The 12699-nt window shown below is 70.1% G+C and carries 8 protein-coding genes and 1 pseudogene; 2 read left to right on the forward strand and 7 right to left on the reverse strand.

Annotated features, from left to right (window positions below):
- Nucleotides 1-5 precede the first annotated feature (5 nt).
- The 4 genes from G6N16_RS16595 to G6N16_RS16610 are packed head-to-tail and all read right to left on the reverse strand — an operon-like array spanning nucleotide 6 to nucleotide 5796.
- Nucleotides 6-1454 (reverse strand): vWA domain-containing protein, encoded by a 1449-nt coding sequence (locus tag G6N16_RS16595; protein ID WP_083028806.1) that lies wholly within the window; start codon nucleotides 1452-1454, stop codon nucleotides 6-8.
- A gap of 14 nt (nucleotides 1455-1468) precedes the next feature.
- On the reverse strand, nucleotides 1469-2368 hold the full coding sequence (locus tag G6N16_RS16600; RefSeq protein ID WP_083028805.1) for an AAA family ATPase: 900 nt from the start codon (nucleotides 2366-2368) through the stop codon (nucleotides 1469-1471).
- Between the two features lie 30 nt (nucleotides 2369-2398).
- Nucleotides 2399-3655 carry a glutamate-5-semialdehyde dehydrogenase gene (locus G6N16_RS16605; protein WP_083028804.1) on the reverse strand — a complete coding sequence of 419 codons (1257 nt, stop codon included), beginning with the start codon at nucleotides 3653-3655 and terminating at the stop codon, nucleotides 2399-2401.
- A 29-nt stretch (nucleotides 3656-3684) separates the two neighbouring features.
- Complete coding sequence (locus G6N16_RS16610; RefSeq protein WP_083028803.1) at nucleotides 3685-5796, reverse strand: DEAD/DEAH box helicase; 2112 nt, start codon at nucleotides 5794-5796, stop codon at nucleotides 3685-3687.
- 113 nt (nucleotides 5797-5909) lie between these two features.
- On the opposite strand from G6N16_RS16610, the gene G6N16_RS16615 reads away from it, so the two are divergent.
- Nucleotides 5910-6548 (forward strand): methyltransferase family protein, encoded by a 639-nt coding sequence (locus G6N16_RS16615; RefSeq protein ID WP_234805681.1) that lies wholly within the window; start codon nucleotides 5910-5912, stop codon nucleotides 6546-6548.
- Nucleotides 6549-6572: 24 nt separating this feature from the next.
- Nucleotides 6573-7444: pseudogene (locus G6N16_RS16620) on the forward strand (ribokinase).
- Between the two features lie 216 nt (nucleotides 7445-7660).
- Here G6N16_RS16620 and G6N16_RS16625 read toward each other — a convergent pair.
- The 3 genes from G6N16_RS16625 to G6N16_RS16635 form a co-directional block, all read right to left on the reverse strand.
- Nucleotides 7661-9718 (reverse strand): NAD(+) synthase, encoded by a 2058-nt coding sequence (locus G6N16_RS16625; RefSeq protein WP_083028802.1) that lies wholly within the window; start codon nucleotides 9716-9718, stop codon nucleotides 7661-7663.
- 48 nt (nucleotides 9719-9766) lie between these two features.
- Nucleotides 9767-9991 carry a hypothetical protein gene (locus G6N16_RS16630; RefSeq protein WP_083028801.1) on the reverse strand — a complete coding sequence of 75 codons (225 nt, stop codon included), beginning with the start codon at nucleotides 9989-9991 and terminating at the stop codon, nucleotides 9767-9769.
- A 144-nt stretch (nucleotides 9992-10135) separates the two neighbouring features.
- Complete coding sequence (locus G6N16_RS16635; RefSeq protein WP_083028800.1) at nucleotides 10136-12634, reverse strand: M4 family metallopeptidase; 2499 nt, start codon at nucleotides 12632-12634, stop codon at nucleotides 10136-10138.
- Nucleotides 12635-12699: the final 65 nt, after the last annotated feature.

Here is a 12699-nt window from a genome sequence, read left to right on the forward strand (position 1 = left end):
GCGGGTCAGACCGGCAGCAGGCCGTCGATGACGCCGGCCAGCTGCTTTGCCGACCGGCATTCGTGCATGGGGATCAGCTCGGCGTAACGCGGGGCGGCCGAATCACCGCTGCCCCACTGATTGCGGGGTTCGGGGTTGAGCCAGTGCGCATGCCGACTGGCGGTCGCCAGGTGCTCCAACGTGGCCAGCTGCGGGTCCCGGTAGTTGGTCCTGGCGTCGCCGAGGATCAGCAGTGAGCTGCGCGGGGACAGCACCTCGTGGAAGTTGTCCACGAACGAGGTCAGCGCGTGCCCGTAGTCGCTGTGCCCGTCGCGGGTGTAGACACCCGCTTCGCGGGTGATGCGCTGCACGGCGACGGCCAGGTCGGCGTCCGGGCCGAACAGGTGGGTGACCTCGTCGGTGGTGTCGATGAACGCGAACACCCGGACCCGGGAGAACTGCTGGCGCAGCGCGTGCACCAGCAGCAGGGTGAAGTGGCTGAACCCGGCCACCGATCCGGACATGTCGCAGAGCACCACGAGTTCCGGGCGGGCGGGGCGCGGTTTGCGCAGCACCAGGTCGATCGGCACGCCGCCGGTGGACATGGATTTGCGCAGGGTGCGGCGCAGATCGATGGCGCCGGCGCGGTGCCGCCGGCGTTTGGCCGCCAGCCGGGTGGCCAGCATCCGGGCCAGCGGTGCGACGGTCTTGCGCATTTGGTTCAGCTGTTCGCCGGAGGCGCGCAAGAATTCGACGTTCTCGGCGAGCTCGGGGATGCCGTAGGTCTGCACGTGCTCGCGGCCCAGCTGTTCGGCGGTGCGTCGTTTTGTTTCCGCCTCGACCATCTTGCGCACCGCGGTGATCCTCTGGGCGGCAATTGCTTTGGCGATCTGCTCTTGGGTGGGCGTGGGATCGTCGCCGTACTGGGACAGCAGCCCGGCCAGCAGCCGGCCCTCCAGGTCGTCCAGCGCCATGGCCTTGAGCGCCTGATACGACGAGTACGACGGCCCGCGGCCGGACTGGTAGCGCCCGTGCGCCTCCACGATCGCGGCGATCATCGCCAGCAGTCGGTCGTCGATGGCCGCGAGGTCCTCGTTGTCGGCCAGCAGGTCCAGCAGCATGTCCCGCATCATCTCGATGTCCTCGGCGGGCAGTCCCGGGGCATCGTCGCCGTCGTCGTCGTCGGTCTCGTCGAGGATGGTGCGGGCCCCCAGCGCGGCGGGCCACCACAGGTCGAACAGGGCGTCGTAGGTATCGCGGTGGTCGGGCCGGCGCAGCAGCGCACAGGCCAGGCCCTCGCGCATCACCTCGCGGCTGCCCAGGCCAAGGGTGGCCAGCACCCGTCCGGCGTCGACGGTCTCCGACGGCCCGACCGCGATGCCGCGGGCCCGCAGTGCCTCGACGAACCCGACCAGGTGCCCCGGCAGCCCGTGCGGAGCCAGCGGTTGGGCGGGGCGGATTCTGCGGGGCGTCATCGGGACCGATTCACCTAGTTGAGCCGCAGTTCACCGGCGGCACGCACCTGGTCGGACTGGTGCTTGAGCACCACCCCCATGGTGGCGGCCACGGTGGCGTCGTCGACGGTGTCCATGCCCAGTGCCAGCATGGTGCGTCCCCAGTCGATGGTCTCGGCCACCGACGGGGTCTTCTTGAGCTGCATGGAGCGCAGCACCCCGATGATCCGCACGAGCTCACTCGCCATCCGCTCGGGCAGTTCCGGCACCCGCGACGCTAGGATCCGTCGTTCCAGATCGGGGTCCGGGAAGTCGATGTGCAGGAACAGGCAGCGGCGCTTGAGCGCCTCGGACAGTTCCCGGGTGGCGTTCGAGGTCAGCACGACGAAGGGTTTGCGGGTGGCGGTGATGGTGCCCAGTTCCGGGACGGTCACGGCGAAGTCGGACAGCACCTCCAGCAGCAGGCCTTCGATCTCGATGTCGGCCTTGTCGGTCTCGTCGATCAGCAGCACGGTCGGCTCGGTGCGCCGGATCGCGGTCAGCAGCGGGCGGGACAGTAGGAACTCCTCGCTGAACACGTCGGTGCGGGTCTGGTCCCAGTCCTCGGCCGCGCCGGAGGCCGCCGCGTGCGACCCGGCCTGGATCCGCAGGATCTGCTTGGCGTGGTTCCACTCGTAGAGCGCACGGGATTCGTCGACACCCTCATAACACTGCAGTCGCACCAGGCCCGATCCGGTGGCGGCCGCGACCGCCTTGGCCAGCTCGGTCTTCCCTACGCCGGCGGGGCCCTCGACCAGCAGCGGCTTGCCCAGCCGGTCGGCGAGGAACACCGCCGTCGCGGTCGCGGTGTCGGCCAGGTAGCCGGTCTCGGCCAGCCGGGCGATCACGTCGTCGGTGTCGATGAACAGCGGCACGGTGGAAGTCGGGGTATCCAACGGTTTCTCCTCGGTGGGTGACGGATCGGGTCAGGCCGGCCGAACGTGGCCGTCGCCCCAGACGATCCACTTGGTCGAGGTCAGCTCGGTGAGCCCCATCGGCCCGCGGGCGTGCAGTTTCTGGGTGGAGATGCCGATCTCGGCGCCGAACCCGAACTGCTCCCCGTCGGTGAACGAGGTGGCCGCGTTGACCATGACGGCGGCGGCGTCGACCCGGTCGGTAAACCGTTGCGCGGCAGCCAGATCGGTGGTGACGATGGCCTCGGTGTGCCCGGTGCCGTAGGTGTTGATGTGCTCGACGGCGGCGTCCACCCCGTCGACCACGGCCACCGCGATGTCCAAGGTGAGGAATTCCGCGCGCAGCTGGTCCTCGGTCGGGTCGGTGTGCACCCGCACCCCGGCCTCGGTCAGCGCGTCGCGCAGCCGCGGCAGGGCGATGTCGGCGATCGCGGCGTCCACCAGCAGAGTCTCGGCGGAGTTGCACACCGACGGCCGGCGGGTCTTGGAGTTCAGCACGATGGTCTCGGCGACGTCGAGGTCGGCGGCGGCGTCCACGTAGACGTGGCAGTTGCCGACGCCGGTCTCGATGGTCGGGACGGTGGCGTCCCGCACGACGGCGTCGATCAGCCCGGCCCCGCCGCGCGGGATGGCGACGTCGACCAGACCGCGGGCCTGGATGAGATGGGTGACGGTAGCGCGGTCGGCCGAGGACAGCAGCGCCACGGCGTCGGCGGGCAGGCCCTCGTCGACCAGTGCCCGTCGCAGTGCGGTCACCAGCGCGGCGTTGGAGTCGGCCGCCGAGGAGCTGCCGCGCAGCAGCACGGCGTTGCCGGATTTCAGCGTCAGCCCGAAGGCGTCGACCGTCACGTTGGGCCGGCCCTCGTAGACGATGCCGACCACTCCGAGCGGGACGCGCTGCTGGCGCAGCCGCAGACCGTTGGGCAGGGTCCGGCCGAGCAGCACCTCGCCGATCGGGTCAGGCAGCCCGGCGACCTGACGCAGTCCGGCGGCGATGCCGTCGATGCGCTGGGGGTTCAGCGCCAGCCGGTCCAGCATCGCCTCGCCGGTGCCGGCGTCGCGGGCCCGGTCGAGGTCGGTGGCGTTGGCGGCGAGGATGTCCGGCGCCGCGGCGAGCAGCGCGTCGGCGGCGGCGTGCAGCGCCCGGTCCTTGACGACGGTGCTGAGCGTGGCGAGTTCGCGGGAGGCGACCCGGGCCCGGCGGGCGGCGGCGTGGACGTCGGCGCGCAGCTGCTCGTTGTCGGTCATCGCGGCAGCTTCAGCGGTCATCAGTGCAGCTTATCGGGTGTGCATGCGTCTCACGCGGGCCGGTGGATCACCAGGGGCAACACCGCCTTGGCTCCGGCGTCGCGCAGGTGCGCAGCGGCGACGGTGACCGGCCACCCGGTCGAGGTCACGTCGGCGACCAGCAGCACCGTCCGCCCGGACACCGCGTCCAGCAGGGCGCCGTCGACGCCGATCGCCGTACGCCAGTACGCGGCCTGCTCGGCGCCGGCGGCGTCGCGCCCCGGTGGCGTCCCGGCGGCCACCGGTATGACCGTCCGCGGCAGCCGGCCGACCTCGGCGATCCGGTCGGTGACCGGGCCCACCGGCGTCTGCGATGCGGTGAGCTGCAGGGACACCGCGACTTCGGGGCGGGCGATCCACTCCGAGCGCCACCGACCGAGCACGCCGACGGCGGCCTCGGCGAGCTCTGCGATGGCACCGGGATTCCCGGCGGTAGCGGCCGGGATCACCCCGGTCCATTCCGGGGCGTCGGCGTGCACGAGTACCCGGCCCGGTTCGGCTGCCAGTTGCGCGGGGATCTTGCCGCGGGCGCCGAACGCACCGCCCGGCCACATCTTGCGCGGTTCCAACACGGTGGCGTTGGCCCGCAAGGTGCGGGCGACGGTGCGGGTGAGGTCGTCGTCGGCGGGTTCGGCCAGCCCGTCGGGAACCCGGCCCAGGCAGACCGAGCACCGTCCGCACGGCTGCTCCCGGGGGTCGTCCAGCGAGGCGGTGAGCAGCTGCATCAGGCACTGCTTCCCGTGCGTGTAGGCGGCCATGATGTCGGCTTCGCGGCGCCGCGTCGCGACGATGCCGGCGTAGTGCTCGGCGTCGTAGTGCCACGGCGTCCCGGTGACCCGCCAGCCGCCGTCGACCCGCTCGACCGCACCGTCGACGGCGAGCTGTTTGAGCATCAGGTCGACCCGGGTGCGCCGGATTCCGGTGGCGGCCTCCAGCGCGACCGCCGACGCCGGCTGGTCGCCGGTCTGCGACTCGTCGGCCAGCGCGGCCAGCAGGCCCTGCATTTGGTCGGGGTCGGGGATGGTGGCGGTGGCGAAGTAGTCCCAGACGCCGGTGTCGGACTCCGACGGCAGCAGCACCACCGTCGCGTTGTCGATGGCGCGGCCGGCCCGGCCGACCTGCTGGTAGTAGCTGACCGGTGAAGGCGGCGAACCGATGTGCACGACGAAGCCCAAGTCGGGTTTGTCGAAACCCATACCGAGCGCCGAGGTGGCGATCAGCGCCTTGATCCGGTTGTCGCGCAACGCATCTTCGCACCCGGCGCGGGTATCGGCGTCGAGCTGACCGGTGTAGGCGGCGACCTTGGCGTTCGGGTGCACCGATTTGACCGCATCGACCAGGCGTTGCGCGTCGACGACGGTCAGGACATAGACGATGCCCGATCCCGGCAGTTCGTCGAGGTGGCGGGCGACCCAGGCGTAGCGGTTCAGCGGGGACATCGAATCGAGCACGTTGAGTTGCAGTGACCGCCGCGCCAGTGGGCCGCGCAGCACCAGGGTCGCGTCGCCGAGCTGACCGGCGACGTCCGCGGTGACCCGGGCGTTGGCAGTTGCGGTGGTGGCCAGCACCGGGGTCGCCGGATTGAGCCGGGTCAGGACGTCGGCGACGCGGCGGTAGTCGGGCCGGAAGTCGTGGCCCCAGTCCGAGACCGCGTGCGCCTCGTCGATCACCAGCAGCCCCATGGTGCCTTCCAGCGCGGCGAGCACCCGTCGTCCGAACGACGGGTTGGCCAGGCGCTCCGGGCTCACCAGCAGCACGTCGATCTCCCCGTCGTGCAGACGGGCTTCGATGGTGTTCCATTCCTCGAAGTTCGACGAGTTCAGGGTGGCGGCGCGCAGGCCCGCCCGTTCCGCGGCGGCGACCTGGTCACGCATCAGCGACAGCAGCGGCGAGACGATCAGTGCCGGGCCGGCGCCCTCGGCCCGGCGGATCGCGGTTGCCACCCAGTACACCGCCGACTTGCCCCACCCGGTGGCCTGCACGACGAGTACCCGGGCGGCTGGTTCCAATAGTGCGGCGACGGCTCTCTGCTGGTCCTCGCGCAGGGTGGCGCCGGGGCCGGCGAGGGCTTCGATGACCTCGCGGGCCCGCTGTTCGCGGGTACCGCTCAACGGTTCGGTCACGCTGGCCTCCTCCCCTCGTAGTCCGCTCCACCCACGCTATCGGGCGGGTACGACATCTTCGTCGCCTCGTGGGAGGACCCCCGCGCCGGCGCGATTGGTTCTACGCTCGTTCCATGACGGAATCGCTGAGCCCGTGGATGCCCGCGGTCGCCCTGTCCCTGCTGCTTGTCTACGGTCTGCTCGGTTTCGGGTGGCGCAGCTGGCTGCAGTACCGGCGGACCGGTTCGTCCGGTTTGAAGGGGGTCAGCGGAGCGCTGGGCTCGGCGGAGTGGTTCGCCGGCGCCGGGTTCGCGGTCGCGATCGTGGTGGAGGTGGTTGCACCGGCGCTGCAGTGGGCCGGCGTGCTGGCGCCGATCCCGGCCTTGGTGACGCCGTGGCTGCAGGTCACCGGGATGGTGCTGGCCGTCGTCGGCATTGCGGGCATGATCTATGCGCAGCTGGACATGGGTGCGTCCTGGCGTATCGGGATGGACCCCGCCGAGCGGACGGCGCTGGTCCGGTCCGGGGTGTTCGCGCGGGTGCGCAATCCGATCTTCACGACGATGCTGGTGTTCGGCGCCGGTATCGCGTTGGTCACCCCGAATGTGTTGGCGCTCATCGGGTTTGCTCTGCTGCTGGTGACCATCGAGATGCAGGTTCGGATGGTCGAGGAGCCGTATCTGGCGTCGGTGCACGGCGCGGACTATCACGGATACACCGCTACCGTGGGCCGGTTCGTTCCGGGCGTCGGGCGGATCCCCGACGCACAGTAACCACATTGGCTCTACGCTGGCCGAATGTCTTCGGTCGCGGTGGTGGGCAGCGTCAACATGGACCTGGTGTTCGACGTGACCGCCCTGCCACAGCCGGGACAGACCGTGTTGGCCGCCGATGTGCGCCGCAGTCCGGGCGGCAAGGGTGGCAACCAGGCGATCGCGGCGGCGCGGGTCGGCGCGTCGGTGGACCTGGTCGCCGCCGTCGGTGACGACGAGGCCGGCGCGGAGCTGACCGAACATCTGCGCGCCAACGGCATCGGGACCGACGGCGTGCTGCGGTTGCCCGGGACCAGCGGAACGGCGGCCATCGTGGTGGGCGCGGCTGCATCGTCGGGAAGGGGGAGAACATAATCGTCGTCGCCCCCGGGGCCAATGCGCATCTGAGGCTGGACGACGCGGCTCTGCGTGCGATCGTCGCCGGCGCCGATGTGGTTTTGGTGCAGTTGGAGATTCCCGTCGAGACCGCGGTTGCCGCCGCACGTCAGGGTCAGCACAGCGGAGCGACGGTGATCGTCAACGCTTCCCCCGCCGGTGCCGACCCGCAGCAGCTTGCCGATCTCGCCTCGGCGGCCGACGTGGTGGTGGTCAACGACACCGAGGTTGACGAATGGCAGTGGCCGGTCCCGTATCTGGTGGTCACCCGCGGTGGCGCCGGCGTCACGCTGATCGCGGGCGAGACCGCGGTCGACGTACCTGCCACGGCGGTCGAGCCGATCGACACCACCGGGGCCGGTGACGTGTTCGCCGGGGTGCTGGCGGCCAGCTGGTGCGCCATGGCGCCACAGGCCGCGGTGCGCCGCGCGGCAGCCGCTGGTGCGCTGGCGACGCTGATTCCGGGTGCCGGCGACTGCGCGCCGACCGCCGAGATGATCGAGGACGCGCTGAGCCGCTGAACGTAAATCCGTTCCAGACGACACCCGATCGACCACTTCGTGGCACATGACGATATGGCCCTGAAGCGAATCACCACAACGGTGGACCAAGACGATCTCGCGCTGGTCAGGGAGCCCGCACGCCGTGAGAGCCGGTCCGTGACCGAGGGGACGCCACTTCCCACCGTGGACTTCCCTCGGCCGATCTGCGCGAATTCGCCGGGTAGCGGACTCCGGCTACAGCACCTCGGGGATGTCACTCTCGATCTCGGCGAGCCAGGTGCGGGCGGACATGTCCGACGGGGCGCGCCAGTCGCCGCGCGGCGACAGCGAACCACCGCTGGAAACCTTGGGTCCGTTGGGCATTGCCGATCGCTTGAACTGGCTGAACGAGTAGAACCGCTGCGCGAACACCTTCAGCCAGGACCGGATCTCGGTCAGCGAGTACTGCGGCCGTTCCTCGTCGGGATAGCCTTCGGGCCACTCGCCGGCCCCCGCGTCATGCCAGGCGTGCCAGGCCAGGAATGCGATCTTGGCCGGGCCGAATCCCCAGCGCAGCGCGTGGAACAGTGAGAAGTCCTGCAGTGCATAGGGTCCGACGACGGCCTCACTGCTCTGCACCGGGTTGTCGTCGTCGGTGGGCACCAGTTCCGGGGTGATCTCGGTGTCCAGCACGCTCTGCAGCACGTCGCTGACGTCGCTGCCGAATTCACCGTTGGCCATCACCCACCGGATCAGGTGCTGGATCAGGGTTTTGGGCACTCCGCCGTTGACGTTGTAGTGCGACATCTGATCACCCACGCCGTAGGTACACCACCCCAGCGCCAGCTCGGACAGGTCGCCGGTGCCCAGCACGATGCCGCCGTGCTGGTGGGCCAGCCGGAACAGATAGTCGGTGCGCAGACCGGCCTGCACGTTCTCGAAGGTGACATCGTAGACGTTCTCGCCCTTGCCGTAGGGGTGGCCCATCTTTTGCAGCATCAGCTTGGCAGTGTCGCGGATGTCCAGTTCGGCGAATGTCACCCCCAACGCCCGGCTCAGCGCGATGGCGTTGTTCTTGGTGTGCTCGCCGGTGGCGAACCCGGGCATGGTGTAGGCCAGGATGTCGCTGCGCGGGCGGTTCTCCCGGTCCATGGCGCGGGCCGCGACGATCAGCGCGTGGGTGGAGTCCAGCCCGCCGGACACCCCGATGACCACCTTCGGGAAGTTCAGCGCACGCAGCCGCTGCTCCAGCCCGGACACCTGGATGCTGTAGGCCTCGTAGCAATCCTGTTGCAGCCGCTCAAGATCCGCCGGCACGAACGGGAACCGCTCGATGGTGCGGCGCAGGCCGATATCGGTGGACGGCGGATCCAGGGTGAACTTGATGCGGCGGAAGTCACCGGCCTGCCGGTGGTGGCGGCGGTTGTCGTCGAAGGTGCCCATTCGCCGCCGTTCGGAACGCAGCAGCCCGGTGTCCACGTCGGCGACGCAGCGCGCCGCGCCGCGCGGGAACCGGTCGGATTCGGCCAGCAGCTCGCCGTTTTCGTAGATCATCGTCTGGCCGTCCCAGGCCAGATCGGTGCTGGACTCCCCCGCGCCCGCGGCGGCGTAGATATAGGCGGCCAAGCCCCGGGCCGACGCCGAGGCGGCCATCAGCTTGCGGTCCCGTTCGCGTCCGATGGTGATCGGGCTGCCCGAGGCGTTGGCGATGACCGTCGCGCCGGCCAGCACGGCGTTGGAGCTCGGTGGGATCGGCACCCACATGTCCTCGCAGATCTCGGCGTGCAGGACGAATCCCGGCAGATCGGTGGCGGCGAACAGCAGGTCCGGCCCGAACGGGACGTCGCACCCGGCGACCCGGATGGTGCCGCTTTCCCCGGCCCCCGACGCGCACTGGCGGCTGTCGTAGAACTCGCGGTAGGTGGGCAGGTAGGACTTGGGCACCACACCCAGGATGCGGCCGCGGTGGATGACGACGACGGTGTTGTAGATGCGGTGCAGGTGCCGCAGCGGCGCGCCGACCACCAGCACGGGCAGCAGTTGCTCGCTGGCGGAGACCAAATCGGCCAGCGCGTCGTCGACCGCGTCGAGCAAGGTGTCCTGCAGCAGGATGTCGTCGAGGGAGTAGCCGGTCAGGGTCAGTTCGGGGAAGACCGCCAGCCCGACGCCGTCGTCGTGGCACTCGCGGGCGGTGGACAGCACGGCGGCGGCGTTGGCGGTCGGGTCGGCGAGGGTGGTGTGCAGCGTGCAGGCGGCCACCCGCAGGAACCCGTGCCGGTAGGCCGAGAAGAAGTCCGCATCAGCTGTACTCACGTGGGCAATTGTGTCAAAGCCACCCACGTGTGCGAGGCACTACCGGCGCTACCGGGGACTCAGCGTCCCCGCCCGCAGCACGGTTCCGAGATTGGCCATCACCCGGTCCAGCAGCGCCGCGTAGGAGCCGCCGTCGTCGCGCAGCCTGCGCAGCCCGTTGCGATTCAGATAGGCGTCGACCCGCCGATCGATCGACCAGTTCGCATATGGCTTGCCGGTGAATTCAGATCGCAAGAACTTCAACGCAACCTCATCGAGATCGCCTACTGGCATTCCACACCCCTTGCACCCGCCGCGGTAATTCCATACTGCGTCCCCACCGCGTTCGATACTAGTGACGAAAGTCATTGTTGTCCGGTGTTGTGATCACCGCGATCTTGACCGGGGCGGTCAGGCGGCGATTCTTGACCGGGGCGGTCAGGCGGCGATTGAGGTGCCCCGGGTCGAGCCACCCGGCGGGATCCCGACGGTATCGAAGGCCTTCGTGACCGCCGCGAGCTGCTCGTCGGTGAAGTCTTCGTTGCGCGCCGCGAATTCAACGGCAGCGCGGGCGTCGGCGAACGTCGCGTTTTGAGGCAGCACCTGCATCGACGCGTAGTAGACCGCCGCCCACTGATCGTCGGAGATGTCCTTCGTGCGGGTGTCGGTCATCATCAGGTACGCCGCGTTGCTGAAGACCAGGCTGTTGTCGTGCACGTCGGCATCTTCCTTGTAGGTGGCCGAGGTGCGCATGTCGCGGACAGGGGGCGCGGTCGACTCCTCACCGATCGTCCAGCGGGTCGGGTCGTCCTTGGCCTTGTTTTCGACCTTGGCCTCGATCAGGCTGCCCGTGATATCGGCGTAGGACTCGTTGAGCGCGCCGGTCTGGCCGGTGTTGGAGGCGGGGTTGACGACGGAGGTGAACACGGCGTGGGTGTACTCGTGGCCGGCCACGTCCAGGGCGCCCGCGTAGCCGCCGGCGTCGCCGAACGCCAGCTCACGCTGGTCGGGATCCCACTGGGCGTTCTGGTATGGCGAAAACAGGCCGAGTAGCCGACCGTTGGGGTTGTAGTCGATGACGACGCTGATCGGCGCCCCCGCGTTGTCGTAGGACGTCCGATCCAGCGTGACGAGGTAGAAGTCGTACACCTCGGCCATATTGGACTGCGCGGAGACCGCGGTCGGGTTCCAGCCGGTCAGCAGGCTCTTCATCACCGGCGGTCCGGGGATGAGCCCGAAGAGGTAGGGCGCCTCGTAGGTGGTGATGTTGCGGTCGTCGTCGCGCAGAGTGTCGATGTTGAAGATGATCAGGCTGATCCGCTGCACGTTGAACTGCTGGGTGACGCCGTGCAGGTCGGTCCCGGATGTCCTGACCTTCGTGATGGGTGCGCCGGCGGCATCGACGATGGCCGTGCCGGCGTCCGCGCCGTCGGCGTAGACGTAGTAGGAGGTGGCCGGCCCGGCCTCGGTCAGCCCGAGCTGCGCCAGTGGGTCGGACGGGCCGACGGTCACCCGCCAGGCCAGCCGCGGTGGCGCGTCGGGATCCAGGTCGTAGATCACCAGCTGCCGGTCGACCGGCGACAGCACCAGCGACGGCAGCAACGCCAGCCCCGACGGCGAGCTGAGCATGGCCCGCCCCACCGCCTCGACGACCTCGAACGGCTGATCCATCCGGGCATTCGGCGTGACGTCGACGTCGGCGACGCGGGGGTCGTAGTAGTTGAAGACGCCGGTCACCGTGCCGTCGCGGTCGGTCACCAGGATCACCTGGCTGCCCTGTACCGGCACGCCGTTGACGGTGGGCGAGAGCCGGTAGTAGGTCTGGCCGGCCCGGGAGACGGTGATGTCACCCGCGCTGGCGAAGCCGTCGGATGCACCCAGCACCGGTGCCAGCTGGTTGAGCACCCGCGCGGCGTCCTCGTTGCTGGTCACCGTCTCGTCGGTGAAGGTGCCGTCGATGACGTGCACGCTGCCGTCGTCGCGCAGGGTCACGTTCACGTCGGGCCGGGACGCCACATCGGCGAGCGCGATCGGGTCCGGCCCGGCGATACGGTCAGTGGGCACGGCCGAGGTGGTCTGCTGGGCGGCCGGTGACTGGCCGGTCAGCCGGTACTCGGTCTCCCGCACCGCCAGCCACAGGGACTGGGCCACCCAGCTCAGCGGTGCGCCGGGGGTCGGCACCCCGGTCGCCGACGAGCGCAGCCCGGTCCAGCTCAGCACGTCGGCCACCACGCGGGCCAACGTCATCGGCGCGGCGGTCGGAGCGGCAGCCGGGGGCGAAACGGCGAACACCGTCGGCTCGGCGGGCAGGCGGGGGGCGACAACGGCGGTCACCGCGGGCGTGATCCCGGCGGCGGCCTCAACCGCCTCCTGAATCAGGGCGCGTGGGGTCTCGCCGGTTAGTTGCGACGCGAGGCGGGTGGCGTCGTCCGGCGCGGCCGTATTCGCCGCCTCGATGCGCGTCGCCAGGATTCGCGTGCGCAGGCCCGTGTCGCGCGCCGGGAACCGCGAACGGCTGCCGGTGCGGGGCACGTCGGTATCGGCGATCCGGGCATCCACCGGCTGAATGCCCGGGTCCCTGGGATCTGTGAACCCGGTGTCGACCGGCCCAGCAGTGATCGCAGCTGCCTTGTTCTCGGTGAGCGCTCCGATGCGCAGCCGCCCGGGATTCAACCGCTCCAGCGTCGACTGCAGCCGCTTGGTGAACCGCGGGGTGTCGGTGGCGTCCGCGGCGCTCTCGGCCGTCGCGGTCCGGGCGGCCCGCTTGGGTACCTGGCCGAGCGACCGCGGCGCCCGCGCTTGACGGGCACCGTCACCGTCGCGGTGCCTGGTCTGGCTGCTGTGATCCGTGCCCGAGTCGTCCGGCGTCGCGGCGGCCACACCGTGGCCGAAGGTGACGGCGGCGCCGAGGCCGACGGCGAGGGCCCCGGCACTCATCCATTGTTTGCACGCATCCCCGGCGTGCCGGCGTTCCCGTGCGACCACGGCTCGATCTCCCCGAA

This window comes from Mycolicibacterium insubricum (assembly GCF_010731615.1).
Lineage (GTDB): Bacteria > Actinomycetota > Actinomycetes > Mycobacteriales > Mycobacteriaceae > Mycobacterium > Mycobacterium insubricum.